19 protein-coding genes are annotated in these 21,236 nt (G+C 65.8%); 10 read left to right on the top strand and 9 right to left on the bottom strand.

Annotated features, from left to right (window positions below; genetic code table 11):
• Window positions 1–81 precede the first annotated feature (81 nt).
• Window positions 82–4,851 (bottom strand): DUF6543 domain-containing protein, encoded by a 4,770-nt coding sequence (locus CAG29_RS23085; RefSeq protein ID WP_085695192.1) that lies wholly within the window; start codon window positions 4,849–4,851, stop codon window positions 82–84.
• Between the two features lie 209 nt (window positions 4,852–5,060).
• On the opposite strand from CAG29_RS23085, the gene CAG29_RS23080 reads away from it, so the two are divergent.
• The gene (locus CAG29_RS23080; RefSeq protein WP_085695191.1) at window positions 5,061–6,092 is read left to right on the top strand and encodes an Ldh family oxidoreductase; all 1,032 of its coding nucleotides are present in this window, start codon (window positions 5,061–5,063) and stop codon (window positions 6,090–6,092) included.
• Between the two features lie 39 nt (window positions 6,093–6,131).
• Here the strand turns inward: CAG29_RS23080 and CAG29_RS23075 are convergent, their stop codons facing one another.
• The gene (locus CAG29_RS23075) at window positions 6,132–6,449 is read right to left on the bottom strand and encodes a YqjD family protein (RefSeq protein ID WP_085586050.1); all 318 of its coding nucleotides are present in this window, start codon (window positions 6,447–6,449) and stop codon (window positions 6,132–6,134) included.
• Window positions 6,450–6,602: 153 nt separating this feature from the next.
• Between CAG29_RS23075 and CAG29_RS23070 the strand changes: the two genes are divergently transcribed.
• The gene (locus CAG29_RS23070; protein WP_085586048.1) at window positions 6,603–6,857 is read left to right on the top strand and encodes a hypothetical protein; all 255 of its coding nucleotides are present in this window, start codon (window positions 6,603–6,605) and stop codon (window positions 6,855–6,857) included.
• A 7-nt stretch (window positions 6,858–6,864) separates the two neighbouring features.
• On the opposite strand, the gene CAG29_RS23065 is transcribed toward CAG29_RS23070, so the two are convergent.
• Window positions 6,865–7,779: a LysR family transcriptional regulator gene (locus CAG29_RS23065; protein WP_085586046.1), complete on the bottom strand. Its 915-nt coding sequence runs from the start codon at window positions 7,777–7,779 to the stop codon at window positions 6,865–6,867.
• A gap of 84 nt (window positions 7,780–7,863) precedes the next feature.
• Here CAG29_RS23065 and CAG29_RS23060 point away from each other — a divergent pair, with 84 nt between their 5' ends.
• Entirely contained in the window at window positions 7,864–8,787 is a 924-nt protein-coding gene (locus tag CAG29_RS23060) for a carbon-nitrogen hydrolase family protein (protein ID WP_085656962.1), read from the top strand.
• 158 nt (window positions 8,788–8,945) lie between these two features.
• On the opposite strand, the gene CAG29_RS23055 is transcribed toward CAG29_RS23060, so the two are convergent.
• The 3 genes from CAG29_RS23055 to CAG29_RS23045 form a co-directional block, all read right to left on the bottom strand.
• The gene (locus CAG29_RS23055) at window positions 8,946–9,419 is read right to left on the bottom strand and encodes an LEA type 2 family protein (RefSeq protein ID WP_085586042.1); all 474 of its coding nucleotides are present in this window, start codon (window positions 9,417–9,419) and stop codon (window positions 8,946–8,948) included.
• Window positions 9,420–9,492: 73 nt separating this feature from the next.
• Window positions 9,493–10,959, bottom strand: coding sequence for a nucleobase:cation symporter-2 family protein (locus CAG29_RS23050; RefSeq protein WP_085586040.1), 1,467 nt, complete (start codon window positions 10,957–10,959; stop codon window positions 9,493–9,495).
• Between the two features lie 117 nt (window positions 10,960–11,076).
• Window positions 11,077–11,970, bottom strand: a complete 894-nt coding sequence (locus CAG29_RS23045; RefSeq protein ID WP_085656964.1) for a LysR family transcriptional regulator — start codon at window positions 11,968–11,970, stop codon at window positions 11,077–11,079.
• A 99-nt stretch (window positions 11,971–12,069) separates the two neighbouring features.
• Between CAG29_RS23045 and CAG29_RS23040 the strand changes: the two genes are divergently transcribed.
• The 7 genes from CAG29_RS23040 to CAG29_RS23010 all read left to right on the top strand — a co-directional run bounded on the left by CAG29_RS23040 (window position 12,070) and on the right by CAG29_RS23010 (window position 17,992).
• Window positions 12,070–13,161, top strand: coding sequence for an extracellular solute-binding protein (locus CAG29_RS23040; RefSeq protein ID WP_085586202.1), 1,092 nt, complete (start codon window positions 12,070–12,072; stop codon window positions 13,159–13,161).
• A 14-nt stretch (window positions 13,162–13,175) separates the two neighbouring features.
• Window positions 13,176–14,135, top strand: a complete 960-nt coding sequence (gene speB / locus CAG29_RS23035) for an agmatinase (RefSeq protein ID WP_085586036.1) — start codon at window positions 13,176–13,178, stop codon at window positions 14,133–14,135.
• Between the two features lie 196 nt (window positions 14,136–14,331).
• Window positions 14,332–15,048, top strand: coding sequence for a YafY family protein (locus tag CAG29_RS23030; RefSeq protein WP_085633209.1), 717 nt, complete (start codon window positions 14,332–14,334; stop codon window positions 15,046–15,048).
• A 52-nt stretch (window positions 15,049–15,100) separates the two neighbouring features.
• A complete protein-coding gene (locus CAG29_RS23025; RefSeq protein ID WP_085586032.1) occupies window positions 15,101–15,436 on the top strand; it encodes a nuclear transport factor 2 family protein in 336 nt (111 codons plus the stop codon).
• 22 nt (window positions 15,437–15,458) lie between these two features.
• Complete coding sequence (gene zapE / locus CAG29_RS23020; protein WP_085695190.1) at window positions 15,459–16,577, top strand: cell division protein ZapE; 1,119 nt, start codon at window positions 15,459–15,461, stop codon at window positions 16,575–16,577.
• 17 nt (window positions 16,578–16,594) lie between these two features.
• Complete coding sequence (locus tag CAG29_RS23015; RefSeq protein ID WP_085633211.1) at window positions 16,595–17,176, top strand: DinB family protein; 582 nt, start codon at window positions 16,595–16,597, stop codon at window positions 17,174–17,176.
• Between the two features lie 318 nt (window positions 17,177–17,494).
• Window positions 17,495–17,992, top strand: a complete 498-nt coding sequence (locus CAG29_RS23010) for a GNAT family N-acetyltransferase (RefSeq protein ID WP_085586026.1) — start codon at window positions 17,495–17,497, stop codon at window positions 17,990–17,992.
• A gap of 73 nt (window positions 17,993–18,065) precedes the next feature.
• Here CAG29_RS23010 and CAG29_RS23005 read toward each other — a convergent pair whose 3' ends face one another.
• The 3 genes from CAG29_RS23005 to CAG29_RS22995 all read right to left on the bottom strand — a co-directional run.
• On the bottom strand, window positions 18,066–18,275 hold the full coding sequence (locus CAG29_RS23005) for a hypothetical protein (RefSeq protein WP_085586024.1): 210 nt from the start codon (window positions 18,273–18,275) through the stop codon (window positions 18,066–18,068).
• Window positions 18,276–18,418: 143 nt separating this feature from the next.
• Window positions 18,419–20,665 carry a TonB-dependent siderophore receptor gene (locus CAG29_RS23000; RefSeq protein WP_085695189.1) on the bottom strand — a complete coding sequence of 749 codons (2,247 nt, stop codon included), beginning with the start codon at window positions 20,663–20,665 and terminating at the stop codon, window positions 18,419–18,421.
• A gap of 241 nt (window positions 20,666–20,906) precedes the next feature.
• Window positions 20,907–21,236, bottom strand: a 330-nt coding sequence (locus CAG29_RS22995; protein WP_085695188.1) for a DUF6124 family protein, incomplete at its 5' end; no start/stop codon positions are given.

The following is a 21,236-nucleotide window of genomic DNA, read 5'->3' as shown; positions in this document are numbered from 1 at the left end:
CGCCGGCGCTCGGCGCGTCTGGCGCGCTCATCACAGAAAACGCGCAGGTTCGGGGGGGCTGCGCGTTTGCACGTACGTTCGTCAGACCGGGCCGGCCGGACGCTGGGGGACGGGATCCAGTTGGCGGCCCATCTCGCAGATGAGGAAGGCGATCGAGTCGGCATTGCGCAGGATCGTGTCGATGCGCGGCACGGGGTTGGTCGGGTGAAGGAACGCGGTGCGTGCCTCATCCAGCGTGCGGCTCGATGTGGCGGCGAGCACGGCCTTGGCCACATGCTTGGTGGCCGTTTCCTGATCCATGTCGATCCAGGCGCTGTCTTCATCCTCCCAGCGGGTGAACAACTGCTCCCTGGGGGTGGAGCGGGACAGGGCTTTACGCTGAAACGCCACCTGATCCTTGTGCATTTTCTTCCCTGCGTGGGTAATGGTGGCGATCAGGTCCGAGAACGGTCGTCGCGCTTCGAGCGACGCGATATCCACGGCGCCGCTGACCTGATGGGCCAGCTCATGGAGCAGCGTTGCGGCTTGCGCGTGGCAGTCGACGTCGAACGGCTGGGTCAGGCCCGACTTGTAACAGTCCAGTTCCTGGTTGAAGAAGTGCTCGGTGAAGTGAATTCGATTGCGGTGATCGACATCGACCACGAATGCAATCACGTTTTCCTCCGCGTGTCGGCTGGATCCGATGACGAAACGTTCAGTGTCGAGCAGGTCGTCGGTCGGCTCCACCAGCGCCCGGCAGACCGGCTTAACGGCATTGGCGATCTTTTCCATCAGATCGGTGCCAATGGTGTTGAGGTCGAAGAATTCCTTGAGAAACCGATCGAGCCGGGGGGCGGACGCCAGTGTTTTGAACTGGGCCAGGTTGTGCAGGCTGTTGAAGGCGTAGTGGCGGGCCAGATACACCGCCTGCATCAACGCGCGGGCCTTTTCCGGATGGCAGGCGCGAATCTGCTCCATGCCCTGGGCTTCGACGTTCATCTTGAGCCCGACTTCGCGCTTGCTCGCGTACCGGTCAAGCAGTCTCGACATGGCCTTGCCGTAATGGACGGTATGCTGGTTCGGATCGATCGCCCACAGTCCGGATTTCGTCCTTTCCAGTGCCGGGCCCTCCTGGGTGTCATCGACGAGACGCCATCCCATTCCTGCCCGGGCGGCGCGGTACACCTTGCCGGCCACCGCCGCGTAGCGCTTCACGCTCGTCGGATCCGCAAAGGTGCCGCTGACCCTGTCGCGCTTGAGGTTCTGCAAGGACACCATGGGCGCCTCGAATGCCTTCAGGCAGGTACGGGCCGGTGCCGTCGACCTGATCTTGTCCCACTGCGGATCGGGCAGGGCCGGCGCAGGTTCCGCAGCGGCGGCCTCTTGGAGGCCGAACAGCGATTTCAGGCGCAAGCGTCTCAAAACGACCAGTTGCGCGGCCGCGTTGATGATGTCGCCCAGCGCTTGTTTCCAATGGTGGTGCTCCAGCGCCTCGACGGAGTGTCGCAGATCCTTGAGGCTTTGCCACAGGAACGGTATGGCGCCGATCTTGCCGGGCAGCAGCATGGCGAGGAGGTTGACGGTTTTCCCGAACATTCGTTTGACGGTTTCCCAGTCCGGCAGTGCGCCGGTCAGCGACCGCCCGGCGATCAAGCGCTCCAGCAGCAGGATGTTGTCGGTGAACAGCCGATCCAGCAGGTTACCGCCGATGGGGCTGAAAGCCAGGGACATCTCGCTGGTCTGTCCGGCACTGTCCTTGAACAGTGAAGCGAACACCGATCGCTGGGCCTCGGGCAGGCGTCGTACCAGCATATCCTGCAGTGTGCCGGGCACGTTGAACGCGGCGATGACAGCCGCTTCGTCGGCGAACTCGCGAAACACCTGTTCGGCATGGTAAGGCGCATACAGCACCTGCGGCCCGGCGATTGCGCGGGGCGGACCGATCAGGTAAAGGCCCAGCGCCTGTACCGGCTCGGCGCCGGCGGTCTTGACCAGCTCCAGCGGGCGCACCAGGGCATGTGCGCCCTGGACGAGGCTCCGGGCGACCGCATCCGGCATGTCCAGCACTTGATGCACGAGGTCGAAGGCGACGGCAGAAAGGTATTGCTGCAATTTCAGCGCATGGGCGTGCTGAAGCAATTGCCAGGACACTTGCCGGGCGAAGCGTTGCTTGCGCACGCCTGACGCATCGGTCGACAACGCTTCGCTCACCTGCCTGGCAAACGTGGCGGGGATCTCGAGCGAGAGCAACAGTTGCCGGATGGCTTGGCGGTTCAGGCCGGCCGGCACAGGTTCGAGTGAGCGCAGGGCAACCGTGAAGTCGCCTTGCGTTTCGTCGACATGTCGCAGGGCATATTCCGTCAGGCTGCACGCCGGCCCGGCCAATGCCAGCACCGGGGCGATTTCGATCTCGTCCGGATTGAGCCCAGCGCCGGGGAAGCGGCGCGCCAGCAACCGGTTGAGGGTTTCGCGCACCTGGTCGGTCAAGGACGGCAGTCCGTGCAGATAGTCTTCGTTGTCCAGGATCCTCAGTTGTTCGAGCAGTTCGATCTGCAGTCGCTGATCCTCGACGGCAGCCATGCCCAACCAGGCCGGCAAGGTCTGTTGCAGGGCGATGGCACGGGCCAGCGCAGCCGCCCGTTGCAGGTTCGTGTGGGGCTGGGAGCCGGCCAGCGTCTGCAGGGCGCGCTGCAGTGAGGCGGCTTTCGGTTTGAGCTCGCGCCAATAGGTGCATTCTTCCATGAACCGGTCGAGGGACGATTCGGCCCGGTCTTGCCGCACGTCGCCGTCGATCAACCGTAGCGGGCCGAGTATGAAGTCACGGTGGAAGCGGTCGGCGGACGGCGCGAGGTTTTCCAGCAGGGTCAGACGTGCGCTGCTGTCCTGCAGACGTTGACTCAGCGCCGCCTTGGCCTGGTCGAGTGTGTCGAACACTTCCAGGCCCAGGGCCGGCGTCCACAGCAGGGCATGGCCCGAGTGTTGTGCGTCGAGTCCGCCGCGTTCGGTCAGCAGGATGCAGTTGGCCAGCGGCACGGTGTGCATCGCATCGGCGTATTGCAGGGTCAGGCGGTAGGCGTCCGGCCTGAAACCGCCAACCGCGCGACGGGTGCGCCGGTTCGGGTGCTCAGCGTTGAACACCGCTTTGACGATCTCCTCATCCTGGTGCGTCAAGTTGCCCGTGAGGGTCGCGAGATAGGCCTCCCCGCTGAGGCCGACGAACAGGGCGTGGGCGAGCCGCGGCACCATATCGAGCAGATAGCTCTGCTGATCTTGCGTGGGATACAGTGGCTGACGGGAAAACTCCCGGGCGATGGGTATCTGCACGCTGGCGAACTTCTTGGCCTCGGCCTTCGCCCGATCCGCCAACACTTGCGACGGTTGCAGGCTGCCCGTCAAGACCGGCCGGGTGCTCCAGCGGCCTCGGGGATCGAGGCCCATGAGTCTCTCGTCGACCATTGAGCGGATATCCAGGGCCTTGTCGTAAAGGGCCTCCAGATTCACTGTGCCGTCGCTGTGGCGGTACACCTGCAGGATGTATTCGAGGTTCTGCCGTTGCTTGGTGATGATGGCCTCGAACAGCACCTTGAAAATGTCCCCGGCGATGACGTCGCCGGAAACCGTCGGGTACTTGAAGCCCAGGAAGCGCTGGCGCTCCTCCAGGCTCAATAACCCGTAGAGCTCATCCTCGTGCCCGGCGGCCTTGAACTTGGCCAGCAGCGTATCCTTCAGATCCGCATGGTCCTTCAGCACCTGCAGGCCCTGGGAAGGCGTATACAGGAACGCCTCGGTCCGGCTGGTCATCAACGATCCGGCCAGTTCCACCGGTCTGGCCGGGTTCTCCCACAACCGTACGGTCTCCAGCGCGACGCTGCGGGAGGGGCCGATGGCCGTGTCGGGCCGGATCCAGCGCAGCAGATCCGTGAATTGCACGTCGTCGATGATGCGGGCCTCCCGCTTGAGCACAAGGTCGTTGAAGGCCTGCTGCGCCAAGGCGCGGGCGAAGTATTCACGGCGCGAGTGACCGTCTGCCGAAGGCTCGTCCCAATATCGCTCCATGCGATCGAACAGCAGCGGCAGCAGCATGCCGGCGATTTGCGTCAGCGATTGCTCCCAGGCTTTCGCCGACGTGGCGTCAGAGGCTTGAGACGGGTGGGTGAAGCGCACCTGGGCGTCAGGCTCCAGCGGATGACAATAGACCAGGAGCGCGGCTTCGCTCAGGGGCATCGGCGCCGGCCAGCGGGCGCCCGGGAAGCTTACGCGGGTCAGGCGCTGGTCGATGCCCGGAAACATTTTCCGCAACCGCTCGGCGAACATGTCCTGTATCGCATCCGCCAGCGTGGGGAGCCGCAGCAGTTCATCCAGCATGGCCTTGGCGTTGTCTGCCGGGCCTTGCTCGATCACCGTGCGCTGGTCATCGAAGATGTCGCCGTTGATCAGGGCGTAGGAGACTTGCACTGGCTGCCCGGAGACCAGGCGCTTGCGTTGCGCGAGTGACATCAGCGCGAGCAGCGGATCGTCCTCCTTGGCCGTTTGGATGTAGTCGCTCAGGTGGAGGGTGAGGGCATTCAGATCGAAGAACTTGCGCACGCCGCCCAAGGGTGTGTAAAGCACGGCGGCAGCGTCGTCAGGCGTGCCGTCCAAGGCAAAGCTTCCGGCCAGCGGCACCGCCGGGGCGTCTTTGGCCTTGAGCATGATGCGGTAAGCGAACATCGGCGAGCTTTCCCGGCTGCGGCGCTCATGGCTGGCCAACTCCACATGGCACAGCCATTTCAGGTCATTTTCGGACAGCCCGAGCGGCGTGCCGAGCTCTTTCCAAAGGGAAGGGGTTTCCAGGATCTGGGAAAACAGCAGCGGTGCGGGGGAAGCGGTCATCGTTGACACTCGATCGGGGCGCGGGCGCCGTGAATGGAGCGTCAAGGTTAGGTGCCGTGTCGCGTTGCAGGTGGTACACCGTTATATACGCCGCCGAGACAGCGGTCGTTCCACGCAAGGGTTGACAGCCTGTCGTCGGGGCATGGTTAATCGGCGGGCGAGTTGTCCGAACGCTGTCGTTCCCTCCAATAATTACTCTGGAGCTTCAGATGTCTGCGCCACACGATCCTGCTGTCTCGTCCACCCTGTCCCTCGATGAACTGACTCATTTGCTCGAAACCATCTTCGTGCGTCACGGCACCTCGGCCGAAGTGGCCCGGATCCTGGCCGCCAACTGCGCCGGCGCCGAACGGGACGGCGCCCACAGCCATGGCGTGTTCCGCATGCCCGGTTACGTCTCGACGCTCAGCAGCGGCTGGGTCGACGGCCGGGCCGTGCCAAAGGTCGAGGACGTGGCGTCCGGCTTCGTGCGGGTCGATGCCGGCAACGGCTTCGCCCAGCCGGCGCTGGCCGCCGCCCGGCCGTTGCTGGTGGAAAAGGCCCGCTCGGCCGGCATCGCGGTGCTGGCCATCCGCAACTCCCATCATTTCGCGGCGCTGTGGCCGGATGTCGAGCCGTTCGCCGAAGAAGGTCTGGTGGCCTTGAGCGTGGTCAACAGTATGACCTGCGTGGTGCCCCATGGCGCCGACCGGCCGCTGTTCGGCACCAACCCGATCGCGTTCGCCGCGCCCCGGGCCGACGGCGCGCCCATCGTGTTCGACCTGGCCACCAGCGCCATCGCCCATGGCGACGTGCAGATCGCCGCGCGCCAGGGCGAGAAGCTGCCGGCGGGCATGGGCGTGGACAGCCTCGGCCAGCCGACCCAGGATCCGAAGGCGGTCCTGGGCGGCGGCGCGCTGCTGCCGTTCGGCGGGCACAAGGGCTCGGCGCTGTCGATGATGGTCGAGTTGCTGGCGGCGGCGCTGACCGGCGGCAACTTCTCCTTCGAGTTCGACTGGTCGAACCATCCGGGCGCGAAAACCCCGTGGACCGGTCAGTTGCTGATCGTCATCGACCCCAGCAAGGCGGCGGGGCAGAGCTTCGCTGAGCGCAGCCAGGAACTGGTGCGGCAGATGCACGGGGTGGGGCTCAAGCGTTTGCCGGGCGATCGCCGGCACCTTCAGCGGACGCGGTCGCTGAGCGAGGGGATTGTGCTGGACGGCGCGACAATGGCGCAGCTGCGCGAATTGGCAGGCCTTTGAACGGACTGTGGCCAGGGAGCACGCTCCCTGGCCACGTGTTCAGCGACGGCCGAGCAGCAGTCCCACCACCAGGCCGAACCCGGCGGAGATCGCCACGGTCTGCCACGGATGCCCGCCGATGTAGTTCTGGGTGGCTTCGACCGCCGGTTGCGTGCGGGCACGCACGTTCGTGACCGAGTCCCGCGCCTGCTGCAACTTCTGGGCGATCTGCCCGCGCAGGGTCTCCGCTTCTTCGCCGACCAGCGCGGCGCTGCTCTTGAGCAGTTTTTCCGATTCTTCGATCAGGGCCTGAAGGTCGCTGAAGGCTTGATCCTTGATCTGGTCTTCGGCGGTGTGCGCGGCGGTTCTACGGGCCATTGGGTGACTCCTTGCAGGTGAATGGACAGTGATCAATGGAGTGTGGCGCAAACTGAAAAGTTGCAGCGATTTCATCTGCGGCAGAAAAACCGCCGCCGGAGAATTCCGTCCAGCGTGTAAGATGTCGCCATTTCATGCAGCAGGTAATTTCCGATGAGTTTCAATCTGGCCGACAAATCCCTCGCAGAGCGCGCCGCGCTGGAAGACGAGAAATCCCGACTGTTCGAACTCTGGAAGACCAACCTGGGCAAGGCCAAGGGCGAAGCCGCGCGTCTGTTCGGCGAGCGGGCCAAGCGCAAAGGCAAATGGGCCGAGTGGGTGCGGTCGGAGCTGGACGGCATGTCGCCGCCGGAGTACTCCAACATGGTGCGCAGCGAAGTCAACCGGCTGATGGCGGCGAACAAGTAACCCGCCGTCACGCGTTGGCGAAACAGGCGATGATCGCCTCGCGCACCTTCAGCACCACCGGATCGGTCTGGGGGCTGGTGCGCCAGCCCAGCTCCACCGGGTAACGCGGCAGCGCCAGGGGGCAGGGCAGCAGCGCCAGGCCGCTCAGCGACGCGATGGCCTCGGCGGCATGAGCCGGGATCGTCGCCACGGCGCCGCTGCCCTTGAGCAGGTGCGGCAACGCGGCGAAATGAGTGGTCGAGGCGCCTACCCGGCGGCTCAGCCCCAGCGCCGCCAACCCTTCGTCGGTGATGCCGATGAAGCCGCCCGAGGACACCAGCAGGTGCTCGCGGGCGACAAACTCCTCCAGTCCGATCTGCCCCTGGCCGGGCGCCAGGCTCGCCGGATCCGCCAGGCAGGCATATCCCCCTTCACCCAGCACCTGACGGCTGAGCAGCCGCTCGGCAAACCCGCCGGCGGTGATCGCCAGGTCGAGGCTGCGCTCCATCAGGGCGCGGGCGACGATCTGGCTGTGGGTCTGGCGGAAAATCACCCGCAGTTTCGGCGCAGCGTCGGCGATCGCGTCGATCAGCCGCCGGCCGTAGGCGATCTCGAAATCGTCCGACAGCCCGATGATCACCGAGCGGCCGTCGTATTGATCGGCGGCCGGGTCGACCATCGCCAGGCTTTGCCGGCATTTGTTCAACGCATCGCTGACCACCGGCTTCAACTGATTGGCCTTGAGCGTCGGCGCCAGGCCCCGGCCGGTGCGCACGAACAATTGATCCCCGTACACCTCGCGCAAACGCCGCAGCGCCGCGCTGACCGCCGACTGGGTCACGCCCAGGCGCAGGGCGGCGCGGCTGGCGCTGGACTCTTCGTGGAGGGCTTCGAAGGTTTTCAGCAGGTTGAGGTCGAGGGTCGCGATATTCATGTGGCTCATATCATTCAGCAGCGGGCAGGGCTTTATTCATGATCCCGTGCGGCCGGAGAATCGGCAACACCTGATCCTCACGGAGTGAACGCAATGCCCAAATCCATCGTTGCCGCGCTGCAAATCGGCGCCTTGCCCGGCGGCAAAGGCGAAACCCTGGAACAGATCCTGAGCTGGGAGGCGGCCATCCTGGAGTCCGGCGCCGCGCTGGTGGTGATGCCCGAAGCGCTGCTCGGCGGGTACCCGAAAGGCGAAGGTTTCGGCACGCAACTGGGCTATCGGCTGCCGGAAGGGCGCGAGGCCTATGCCCGCTACTTCGACAACGCCATCGATGTGCCTGGCGCTGAGACCGAGGCGCTGGCGGGCCTGTCGGCGCGCACCGGGGCGAACCTGGTGATCGGCGTGATCGAGCGTGCCGGCAGCACCCTGTACTGCACCGCGCTGCATTTCGACCCTCAGGCGGGCCTTGCGGCCAAGCACCGCAAACTGATGCCCACCGGCACCGAACGCCTGATCTGGGGCAAGGGCGACGGCTCGACGCTGCCGGTGCTCGACAGCCAGGTCGGCAAACTGGGCGCGGTGATCTGCTGGGAAAACATGATGCCGCTGCTGCGCACGGCCATGTACGCCAAAGGCATTGAAGTGTGGTGTGCGCCGACGGTGGACGAGCGCGACATGTGGCAAGTGAGCATGCGCCACATCGCCCATGAGGGGCGCTGCTTTGTGGTCAGCGCGTGCCAGGTGCAGGCTTCGCCGAACGAGTTGGGCGTCGAGGTCGCCAACTGGCCGGCGGACCGTCCGCTGATCGCCGGCGGCAGCGTGATCGTCGGACCGATGGGCGATGTGCTGGCCGGCCCGCTGAAAGGCGGGGCAGGGCTGCTGACCGCCGAGATCGATACCGACGAGCTGGTGCGCGCCCGTTACGACTACGACGTGGTGGGTCACTATGCGCGGCCGGACGTGTTCGAGTTGAGCGTGGATGAGCGGGCCAAGCCCGGAGTGCGCTTTATCGCCTGATCCGCAAGCCCTGCGGTGCCTTCACTGACGCCATCGCCAACAGGCTGGCTCCCACACTGTTATGCGGTGACCACAGATTCTGCGCTCACCTTGAATCCCTGTGGGAGCCAGCCTGCTGGCGATGGCGTCAGCCGGATCGGCGCAGAACCCGGCCAGCGTCACCAGGTGGCGGCGCTGGCCCTGGGCAGGCTGAGCTTGCCGCGGTCGGTGAAGCGCATCGTGCCGAACGCGCCGCCCGCCAGTTTGCCCCGCAGCACGTAAGGCAGGTTGTCGAGGTTCTGGGTCTGGCTCAGGCCCAGGGTCTGGCGCAGCACCGAGAACGCCGAAACGCTCACCGGCACGCTGACCACCGCCTCGGAGAAGCGCGGGATCGAGCCGGACTGGTCGCTCACCCCCGAGGCCAGCGGACGGCCGTTGACCTCAAGATCCAGCGCGATGCCGTTGTAGTCGATGGCGGTTTCATTGGGGTTCTGCACCCGCAGCTTGAGGGCGAAGCGCATTTCCAGTTCTTGGCTGGGCAGCGGTTCGAGGCCGACCACGTTGATGTTCACCGGGTCGCGGGAAGGGAACAGCGCACAGGCGCTGAGGGACAGCACAAGCAGGGACAGCAGCAGGGCGGGGAGACGGCGCATGGGGCGTTCTCTCGATGAAGAAAAAGGGCCGGACCGCCAACGGTCCGGCCCTTTGATTGTGCGGCGGGCCGCCTCAGCGGTTCAACGGTGCGACCGCAGGCGGCTGTGCAGGTTCAGCCTTGGCCGGCATTTCCGGGTTTTCCATGACCTGCAGGATAGACGCCTCCGGGTCGAAGTCGTCCTCTTCCAGTTCGATGAACTCTTCCGGCAGGAAAATGTTCAGCACGATCGCGCACAGGGCGCCGACAGTGATCGGCGACTCGAAGATGTTGCGCAGGGCCTGCGGCAGTTCGCGCAGCACTTCCGGCACGGCGGCGATTCCCAGGCCCATGCCCACCGAGATGGCCACGATCAGCATGTTGCGCCGGTGCAGCCCGGCCTCGGCGAGGATCTTGATCCCGGCCACGGCCACGGTGCCGAACATCACCAGCTCGGCGCCGCCCAACACGGGCTTGGGCATCAGTTGCAGCACTGCGCCGATCATCGGGAACAGGCCCAGCAGCACCAGCAGACCGGCGATGAAGAACGCCACGTAGCGGCTGGCCACGCCGGTGAGCTGGATCACCCCGTTGTTCTGGGCAAAGGTCACCATCGGCATGCTGTTGAACACCGCCGCCATGGCCGAGTTGAGGCCGTCGGCAAGCAGCCCCGACTTGATCCTGCGGATGTACAGCGGGCCCTTGACCGGCTGGCGCGAGATCATCGAGTTGGCCGTCAGGTCGCCGGCGGCCTCCAGCGGCGACACCAGGAAAATCACCGCCACCGGCACGAAGGCCACCCAGTCGAAGTTGAAGCCGTACTTGAACGGCACGGGAATGCTGACCGCCGGCACCTGCGGCAGGTTGGCGAAATCCACCTGGCCCGTCAGCCACGCCACCACGTAGCCGAGGGTCAGGCCGATGACGATGGCGCCCAGGCGCAGGAACGGCACATCGACCCGGTTCAGCACCACGATGGTGCCCAGCACCAGCGCGGCCAGGAACACATGGCTGGCCGCCCCCAGGTCCGGTGCGCCGAAGCCGCCGGCGATGTCGGTCATCGCCACCTTGATCAGCGACAGGCCCATCAGGGTGATGATGGTGCCGGTGACCACCGGGGTGATCAGCATGCGCAGCTTGCCGATGAACTGGCTCAGCACCACTTCGATGAACGCCGCGAAGAAGCAAACGCCGAAGATCGTCGACAGGATCTCGTCGGTGCCGCCGCCCCGGGCCTTGACCATGAAACCTGCGCTGAGGATCACGCTGATGAAGGAAAAACTGGTGCCTTGCAGGCACAGCAGCCCCGAGCCCACCGGGCCGAAGCGCCGGGCCTGGACGAAGGTGCCGAGGCCGGAGACGAACAGCGCCATGCTGATCAGGTAAGGGATTTCGCTGTGCAGGCCCAGGGCGCTGCCCATGATCAGGGTCGGGGTGATGATGCCGACGAAGCTGGCCAGCACGTGCTGCAGGGCGGCGAACACCGTGGCGGTGAAGTCCGGACGGTCGTTGAGGCCGTAGATCAGGTCGTTGTTGCGCGGGGCTTTTTCGGAGACGGTCATGGTGGTGTGCGCGCCGCAAGGCGCAGCCGGGTCAGAAAATGGGTGCGCAGGATGCCGGAAGCGAGCGGTGAGGGCAACGCAATAAAATTGCCTGAAAGGTCAGGTTTTACGCGGCCCTCAGGCAAACGCCGCCAACAGATCCTCCTCGAACGCCTTCTGCGCGTCCCCCGGCACCTGGGCCCGGTGCCGGGCCAGGTGAAACGCCACCTCAAAGCTTAATCCGCCTTCGCGCACCGGTCGCAGCAGGCCTTTGTCCACCCATTGGCGGGCGTAATGGCTCGGCAGGTAGCCGACGTGCTTGCCCGACAGGATAAACGCCAGCGTGCCTTCGACCTGTTCCGAGCGCGCCGAGCAGACCTGGCCCTGGAACGGCTCGTCGCTGCGCAGGAACCGGTACGGATGGTCGACCCGGTCGCAGGCCTGCAGCGCCGCGTCGTCCGGTGCGTCGTCGGTGAACAGCGGATGGCCGGGGGCGCAGTACAGGTGTTGGGTCTCATGGAACAGTTCGCGGTAGTCGAACGCAGTCTGCACCTGGGAAAAGTAACCGATGGCCAGGTCCAGCCGCTGCTGCAGCAGCAGGCGCTCCATTTCCCCCGGCATGGCGCTGATCAGCTCGATGCGCACCGCCTCGTCCCGCGCGCGAAAGCGCCGGATCGCATCAGCCACCCGTTGCAGCACCGAGTGGTCCACCGCTTCGGACAGCCCCAGGCGCACCTCGCCGATCAGGCGCCCGGCCACGCCGTTGGACTCATGACGGAACGCTTCGATGGACTGGAACAGCGCACGGGTCGCGGCCAGCAACCGTTCGCCCTTGGGCGTCAGGCTGAAGCCGGCCTTGCCGCGGTTGCACACCCGGTAGCCCAGGCGCGTCTCAAGCTTGGCCATCTGCTGGCTGATGCTGGACTGGCTCAAGCCCAGTTCCCCTTGGGCGGCACTGAAACCGTTGCATTCGACCACGCCGACGAACAGGCGCAGCAGTTGCAGATCCACGTCGTGGAGTTGACCGAGCATCACATTGTCTCCGGCTAATGTCAGGTTAACGAACTTGAGATTTTTGTAATGTATCCGCCGGCGCATCCTGCCACCACTCCCCTCGGTCAGGTGTTCGTCATGGCTTCTGTGTTCAAACTGGGCTTGCCCGCGCTGTTGATCTCTGCTGTGTTCACGGCCCACGCCGAGGACAAGACCCTCAACCTCTACAGCTGGGCCGATTACGTGGCGCCGCAGACCTTGCAGCGCTTCGAGCAGGAAACCGGCATTCATGTGCGCTACGACACCTTCGACACCACTGAAGTGCTGGAGACCAAGCTTCTGACCGGCGGCAGCGGCTACGACGTGGTCGTGCCGTCCTCCACCGTGCTGGCCCGCGGGCTGGCGGCGGGCGCCCTGAAGGAAATCCCCCGTGAAGGGCTCAAGGGCTACGCCAACCTCGATCCGGATCTGCTGGAGAAACTGGCGGCGGTGGATCCCGGCAACCGCTACGGCGTGCCCTACACCTGGGGCACCCTGGGTCTGGGGATGAACGTGGAGGCCGTCAAGAAACGCCTGCCGGATGCGCCGCTCAACAGCCTGGATCTGCTGTTCAAACCGGAATACGCCGGCAAGCTCAAGGACTGCGGCATCGCGATCCTGGATTCGCCGCAGGAGGTCATCGGCCTGGCCCTGCATTACCTGGGCAAGGATCCCTACAGCAGCGACAAGGCAGACCTGGCCGCCGCCGAAGCCCTGTTGCAGCGGTTGCAGCCGTCGGTGCTGTACGTCGCCACCGGCCGGCAGATCAACGACCTGGCCAACGGCAGCGTGTGCCTGGCGCTGACCTACAACGGAGACGCAGGCATGGCCGCCGACCAGGCGCGCAAGGCCGGCAAGCCGTTCGAGATCGCCTACCGCATCCCCCGTGAGGGCACGCTGGTGTGGCAAGACAACCTCGCCATCCCCAAGGACGCGCCGCACCCGGAGGCCGCCCGGGCCTTCATCGAATTCATGCTGCGGCCCGAGTCCGTGGCGGCGCTGACCAACACCCTGTTCTTCGCCACCGCCAACCAGGCCGCCACGCCGCTGGTGGACGAGGCGGTGCGCAACGACCCGGACATCTACCCGCAGCCCGGTGTGCGTGAGCGGCTATATGCCGACCGCAGCATGAGCCTCAAGGACATGCGCCAGCGCACCCGCCTGTGGACCGCTTTTCGCAGCCATCAATAAAAAGGAGATTCACCGTGGACGTGCCGATGCAAAACGATCAAGCCATCACCCGCGACAGCCTTTTCGGCACCGCCGCCGAAAGCACCTACGCCGGCATCACCAGTTTCATGCGCCGGCGCTACAGCCGTGACCTGCGCGGAGTGGACGTGGCCGTCAGCGGCGTGCCGTTCGACACCGCCACCAGCAACCGCCCGGGCGCCCGGTTCGGGCCTCGGGGGATCCGCGCGGCGTCCGCCGGCATCGCCTGGGAACGCCACTGGCCGTGGACGTTCGACCCGTTCGATCATCTGGCGGTGATCGACTACGGCGATTGCGACTTCGATTACGGCGCGCCGCATTCCATCCCGGAAAGCATCGAGGCCCATGCCGAGCGAATCCTTCAGAGCGGCAGCGCCATGCTCACCTTCGGCGGCGACCACTTCATCAGCTACCCGCTGCTCAAGGCCCATGCACGCAAGCACGGCACGCTGTCGCTGATCCACTTCGACGCCCACAGCGACACCTGGCCGGACGAAGGCGGCAAGCGGGTCGACCACGGCACCATGTTCTGGCATGCGGCGCGGGAAGGGCTGGTGGATCCGGCGCGTTCGGTGCAGATCGGCCTGCGCACCACCAACGACGACCCTCAGGGCTTTCAGGTGCTGGATGCGCGGCAGGTGCACCGGCGCGGCTGCGAGGCCATCGTCGAGGCCATCCGTGCGCGGGTCGGCGAAAGCCCGGTGTACCTGACCTTCGACATCGACTGCCTCGACCCGGCCTTCGCCCCGGGCACCGGCACCCCGGTGTGCGGCGGCCTGAGCACGGTGCAGGCGCTGGAGATCCTCGGCGGCCTGCGCGGGATCAACCTGGTGGGGATGGACGTGGTGGAAGTGGCGCCGGCCTATGACCACGCCGAAGTCACGTCCCTGGCGGCGGCGACCCTGGCCATGGAGATGCTGTGCCTCTACGCGGCCCGTCATAAGGTCGATGCCTGAGGCAGGTTTGTCCCTGAGGTGCCTGGGCTGGCGATGGCGTCGGTCCGGCCGACACATTCATCGCCTGATGCACCGCCATCGCGGGCAAGCCCGCTCCCACAGGTTCTTGGGTGGGGCATGACTGCAGAGACCTGCTGACAGAATCTGACAGTGCCCGGTGCTAAGCTTCGGCCATTTTCCGGACGGAGCCTGCACCGTGTCGCGTACCACCCGTTTACTGACCCTGCTGCAAGTGCTGCGCGGCAAGAAGCGCCCGGTGACGGCGGCGACGCTGGCGGCGGAGCTGGAGATCTCCGAGCGTACGCTGTACCGCGACATCGCCGAGCTCACCGCCCTGGGCGCGCCGATCCACGGCGAGGCCGGCGTCGGCTACGTGCTGCGCAGCGGCCTGTTCCTGCCGCCGCTGATGCTCAATGCCGATGAGACCGAAGCCATCGTCCTCGGCCTGCGCTACGTCGATCAGCGCGGCGACGAGGTGCTGGGCAAGGCCGCCGCCGATGCCCTGGCCAAGATCGCGGCGGTGCTCGACCCCAAGGCCCGGGACGCCTTGCTCAACCCCACCGTGATGCCGGGGCCGGCGGGGTACGGCTTCCCGCAGAACGTCGTGCCGCTGAGCGTGCTGCGCCAAGCCATCCGCGAGCAGAGCAAACTGCGGATCGACTACGCCGACGCGCAGCAGACGCCCAGCCAGCGCTCGATCTGGCCGCTGGCGCTGGGCTTTCTCAATGAAGTGCGGATCCTGGTGGCCTGGTGCGAACTGCGCGGCGCCTACCGCACCTTCCGCACCGACCGGATCGCCGCCGCCACGGCCGCTGACGGGCGCTATCCGGGCCGGCGCAGCGACCTGCTGCGCACCTGGCAGCAGCAGATGCAACAGGACGAAACCCGGCGCTTCACTCCTGACAAGAATTGACGCAGGGCTGTTCTAGGATGGCGGCAGAACCACTCAACAAGGAGTTGCAACCATGTCCCATCCGACTCTGGCCCCGGCCATCGCCGGGTACATCAACGCAGCGAACGCCCGTGACACCACGCAGATCGCGAGCTTCTTCGCCGAGAACGCCAACGTGTTCGACGAGGGCCACCATCAGGTCGGTCCTACGGCCATCGCCCACTGGATCGAGGACAGCGGCCGGCGCTACCAGCCCCGCGTCGAGGTGCTGGACGTGCAGCACCGCACCGGCAAGGTGCTGGTGCACGGGCTGGTGTCCGGCGACTTTCCAGGCAGCCCGCAGCCGCTGCGCTACATGTTCCGGCTCGACGAACAGGGCAAGATCGCCCGACTGGACATTTCCCTGTAGCGCTCATGGCATACTGCCGCGCATGACATTCGACTCTCCGCTCAGCGCCTGGCAGTACGCCATCGAACACGACGGTTTCATCCAGGATGAAGCCCAGGAACATGCCGTCTTCGCACTGCACAAGTGCCACGAGGCCTTGCACGCCGGTGTCCGTTCGGTCACCGGCGTTTACTTGTGGGGCCCGGTCGGGCGCGGCAAGACCTGGCTCATGAACCGTTTCCACCAGAGCCTGCGGGTGCCGGCCCGGCGTCAGCACTTCCACCACTTCATGGGCTGGGTGCACCAGCGCTCGTTCCAGTTGACCGGCATCGCCGACCCGCTGCGGGCGCTGGCCCGGGAATTGGCGGCCGAGGTGCGGGTGCTGTGCTTCGACGAACTGTTCGTCAACGACATCGGCGACGCCATCATTCTGGGGCGGCTGTTTCAGGTGATGTTCGATGAGGGCGTGGTGGTGGTCTGCACCTCCAACCTGCCGCCGGACCAACTGTATGCCGACGGCTTCAACCGCGACCGCTTCCTGCCCGCCATCGCCGCGATCCAGGCGCACATGCAAGTGGTCGCGGTGAACGGCGCCGAGGACCATCGCCTGCACCCCGGCGCGCACGCGCATCGCTACTGGGTCGCCGCGCCGGGGCAGAGCAGCGCCCTGGGCGACGTGTTCAAGGCACTGACGGCCGGGCAGGCTTGCCATGCCGGCCCGGTGGCCGTCGGTCACCGGAGCCTGCCGGTGGTGCAGGCCGGCGGGTCGGTGGTGTGGTGCCGTTACGCCGACCTTTGCGAGCAGCCGTTCGCCGCCATGGACTTCATCGCGCTGTGCGACAGCTACCGGGCTATCCTGTTGAGCGAGGTGCCCAACCTCAGCGCGAAGAAGCGCGAAGGCCGGATCGCCCGCGGCACCGAGGACGGCGCCGAACGGGTGGCCGCCGGCGACCGCGAGTTGCCGCAGCTGTCGGTGCACGACGACGGCGTGCGCCGCTTCATCGCCCTGGTGGACGAGTGCTACGACCGCAAGGTGCCGCTGTACATCGAGGCGCAGGTGCCGATGGAGGCGCTGTACACCGAGGGCTATCTGGAATTCCCGTTCCGCCGCACCCTCAGCCGCCTTAAGGAGATGCAGCTGCAACGCTTTGCCGAGACCTGAAGCGAGGAGGGCGCGCGATGACGCAGCCACTGTCCCACCACTTGCTGACCATGGCTTACCAGAACGCCTGGGCCAACCATCGGCTGGCCAAGGCCTGGAGCCGCCTCGACGCCGCGGAGCTGGCGGCGCCACGGGTGAGCTTCTTCCCGAGCATCCGCCTCACGCTCAATCACATCCTCACCTGCGACGGGTTCTACGTCGATGCGCTGGAGCGCGAATTGCGCGGCGATGAGCCGCATCCCGATTGCTATGCGTTCTTCGCGGTCGACGAACCGTTTACCGAAGGGCATTCCCTGCGCCTTGAGCAGGCCCAGGTGGACCGGCGCCTGATCGCCTATTGCGAGCAACTGCGCGACGCCGATCTGGGCCGGGTGGTGACCATCGCCCGGGACACGCCGCAGCACGACACCCGCCTGCGCCTGCTCTCGCACCTGTTCGAGCACCAGATCCACCATCGCGGACAGGTGCATGCCATGCTCAGCGGCACCTCTGTGGAACCGCCGCAGCTTGACGAGTTTTTCTGCGCCGGCGAGTCGGCCCTGCGGGCCGAGGACTTCGCCGAGCTGGGCTGGACCGAGGAACTGATCTGGGGGCGCTGACCGCGACTGGCTGCGCAATGAAGGCGTTGAATCAGGCACCAGGGATGTCGGATGTGGCGGCCCTATCGCTGGCAAGCCAGCTCCCACAAGGATCGTAGACATTCGCAGGATCAGCGGCCAGCGCAAAACCTGTGGGAGCTGGCTTGCCAGCGATGGCGTCGGGCCAACCGACACATTCATTCCCTGACACGCCGCCTGCACAGTCCTCTGGGAGCAAGCCAATGTTTGTCTTGTCGCCCGTGCCGCCGCCACGTTATGGTCTCCGGGCCTTTCAACGCGCAAGACGCGCGCCGGGGCCCCGTGCGATCGAGGATGGAAATGGATTCCGCAGAAATTCTTGTGCTTCAAGCCAGCTATACCAATCCGGTGCATGCCGAGGCCATCGGTGTCGTGCTCAATCACTATGCCGAAGACCCGATGGGCGGCGGCCAGTCGCTCGCGCCCGACTTGCTGCGGCGTCTGCCTGAGGAGCTGGCCAAACGGCCCCACGCCTTCAGCGTGCTGGCGTTCGTCGGCGGCGAGCCGGCCGGATTGGTGAATTGCTTCGAGGGGTTTTCCACGTTCGCCTGCAAACCGTTGGTCAACGTGCATGACGTGGCGGTGATGACGAAATTTCGCGGCAGGGGCCTGAGCCACAAAATGCTGCGCAAGGTTGAGGATATCGCCCGTCAGCGCGGCTGCTGCAAGATCACCCTTGAGGTGCTCGAAGGCAACGACGTGGCGAAGGCGTCCTATGCCAAGCTCGGGTTCGTGACCGGCACGCGGGATCCGGCGCAGGGGCCGATGCTGTTCTGGTCCAAATACCTGCAGGCATGAAAAAGGGCGCCCGGGAGGCGCCCAACTGTCCACTGCGGATCCGTCGCAGGGTCATCGGTAGATCATCGGGCCATCAGGGGCGATAGGACTCGGTCACTTGCGCGGTCTGGTCGTCCGGAACCTTCAGCTCATCGGCTTTGCTGTCGGCCTGTTGCCCGGCGGCGTCGTGATGCACCGGGAAGTTCTGGTAATAGTGCCGCATGCGCTCGGCGCCGCCTTCGGCGAACGCGCTGGCGGATCCCAAGGCGAGCAGTGCGGCGAGGATTGCGGTGGTGATGTTCATGGTGCCTCCCACTGTGAATGTCGGAGCCTTTCGTCCATGAATCGAGGTCTCGGCGCGCAGTGTCCGCCGGAGGCATTAACTAAGGGTTAACGGCTGCCTGTGACGAGGGAACCCGCCACAGGGGATGCCCAACTACCTTGGGGTCAAAGCTTCCAGTCCAGGCTCAGCGTCACCGTGCGCGGGTCGCCCCAGAACACGCCGTTGTAGAAGCCGACGTTGTCGTAGTACTTCTTGTCGAACAGGTTGTCGACGTTCAGCGACGCCGACAGGTGCCGGTCGAACTCGTAGCGCGACATCAGCTTGACCACGGTGTAGGCGTCCTGGCTGATCCGCGTGCGGCGCGTGACGATCTCGCCGTCGGCGTCGCGCCCCACGGGGCGATTGGCCTTGCCGTAGATGTCGCTCTGCCAGTTCACCGCGCCGCCCACCGTCAGCGCGTTCCAGCTGCCCGGCAGGCGATAGGCTGTGGACAGGCGGAACAGGTTCAGCGGCTGGTTGGTGTTGGTGCGCCGTTTCTCGCCGTCGGCGGAGTGGGTGTAGGTGTAGCCGGCGGTCAGGTTCCAGCCGTCCAGCACCTCGCCGGACACCTCCGCCTCGAACCCGCTGACCTTGTTGCCCTTGCCGCCGCTCTTGTAGAACTCTTCGCCGGTCTTCGGGTCCGGCGGCACCGAATCGTCCACCTCGGCGACGTTGTCCTGCTTGCTCCAGAACAGCGCCGTGGCCAGGTTCAGGCGCTCGTCCAGCAGGCTGCCCTTGAGCCCCAGTTCGTAGTTGCTGCCCACCACCGGCTCCAGGTATTTGCGGTTGGCGTCGCGGTTGGTCTGCGGCTTGAAGATGTCGGTGTAGCTGACGTACACGGTGTATTCGGGCGTGATGTCGTAGAGCAGTCCGGCGTAGGGCGTCCACTGGTCGTTGTGCTTCTGGCGGGTGGTGTCCACGGCCGTCACGTGCAGGTCGTCGCCGAAGGTGTTGCTGGTGCTGGACGACTCCCAACTGCCGTAACGGCTGCCGAGCACCGCATGCAGACGGTCGGTGAGGCTCAGGCGGGTGGCCAGGTAGCCGGCCTTCTGCCGGGTATCGTCCTTGGATTCGGTGAGCCCGGTGACGGTGTCGGGGAACTTGGCGATAGTGCCCATGTATTTCCAGTCGCGGATGGTGCCGTAGTCGTCTGACCGGGGGCCGGCGATCGCGTAGGGCGAAGCGGAGCGCCGTTCGGCCTCGCCGTACCCCAGCATCAGTTCGTGTTCGCGGCCCAGCAGCGTGTAGGGACCGGAGACGTTGAAGTCATAGGCGGTCATCTTCTGCGTGCCGAGCATGTGCGAGGTGTAGGCCGTCATGCCGCTGCGGTCCGCCTCGGGGAACCCGGCGCCGCCGTAGTAGACCTTGCCGTCGGTGTCGCTCTGGCGGTGGGTGTAGGCGGCCTTGAGGTGCCAGCCGTCGGCCAGCGCCTGGTCGAGGGTGGCGAAGGCGGTCTTGTCCCTGATCGGCCAGGAGCTCCAGGACGTCGCCATGTTGGTGGAACGGCCCAGGCCGGCCTTGCCGCCGTCGGCGTTCCAGTACGGCACGGTGCCCCAGGAGGTGCCTTGCACGTGTTTGTCCTGGTAGTCGTAGCCGACCGCCAGCACGGTGGAATCGGTCAGGTCGGCTTCGAGGATGCCGTAGCCGACTTCCCGCTGCAGCGCGTACTTGTCGCGGAACGACTGGCTGTCGCGGTAGGCCAGCACGCTGCGCCCGCGCAGGCGCCCGTCGAACGCCAGCGGCCCGCCCACGTCCACGTAGCTGTAGTAATCGTCGTAGCTGCCGCCGCTGACCCCGGCCTGGGCCTGCCATTGGGCGGTGGGGCGCTTGCGCACCATGTTGATGGTCGCCGACGGATCGCCCGCGCCGGTGGTCAGGCCGGTGGCACCGCGCACCACCTCGATGCGGTCGTAGATGATCGTGTCCGAGTCCGACTTCATGAACGTGAACGTGTTGAGCATGCCATCGACCTGGAAACTGTTGATCGAATAGCCGCGCGAGGAATAACTGATCCGGTCCGAGTCGTTGTGCTGCACCACGATGCCGGTGGTCTGGCTCATGGCCTCGGACAGGGTGCCGAGCTTGAAGTCGTCCATTTGCTGGCGGGTGACCACCGACATCGATTGCGGGGTGTCCTTGATCGACAGGTTGAGCCGCGTCGCCGTGCTCATCGCGCCGGTGGTGTAGGCGCCGGTGTGTTCGGTGGTGCTGCCCAGGCCCTGGGCCGTGACGCTGGTGGCGGCCAGTTCCAGGGCCGGCGCGTCGGTTTCCGGGCGCTGCTCGGCCTCGGTCTCGGCCAGAAGGTCCGAGCTCAGGGCGGCACTGCACAGGCCCAGGGTGAGGGTCATGGAACGGGTAATGGGCGCGAACATCGCAGCCGACTCCTTGTCATCGAGGGAAAATTTCCGTTTGCTCAGAGACGAAGGGGAAGGGCGCGATTTAGGGTTAAACGAGAAATATTGTTATTTGGAGGGCCCAGACGTGAGGCCGGTGTTCACCGCCAGACCGTGTGGGAGCCAGCCTGCTGACGATGGCGGCAGGTCAGCCGAATGTGATGTTGGCTGGCCCACCGCGATCGCCAGCAGGCTGGCTCCTACAGGGGTTTGCGTTTGGTCAGAGGGCGGCGTCGGCCTTCAGTTCCAGGCTGTCCAGCACCCGGTTCACCGCCAGTTCGCCGAGCATGATCAGCTGCGCGATGCCTTGCGCCGTGTGCCGGTGCTGGCCGTCTAACAACCCCGCAAAGTTGTTGGCCATGACCTTGGCCGAGGTCAGGGTCTCGCAGGCGTCGGCCAGCAGCTCCTCGTTGTCGGCGGCGGGGGCGATGGCGTAGAGCTTGCTGATCTTGAGCGCGGGTTCAGGGACGAACATCGGGTTGAGGTAATGGTCGAGGGCACGCTCGGCGGCTTCGTTGAGCTTGCGCGAGTCGGGGGATTCGTAGGGGGA

It is taken from the genome of Pseudomonas sp. B7(2017), assembly GCF_002112745.1.
In the GTDB taxonomy this organism is placed as follows: domain Bacteria; phylum Pseudomonadota; class Gammaproteobacteria; order Pseudomonadales; family Pseudomonadaceae; genus Aquipseudomonas; species Aquipseudomonas ekonensis.
Note: the sequence above shows the minus strand (reverse complement) of the source record. Positions and strands in the feature narration are given on the sequence as shown.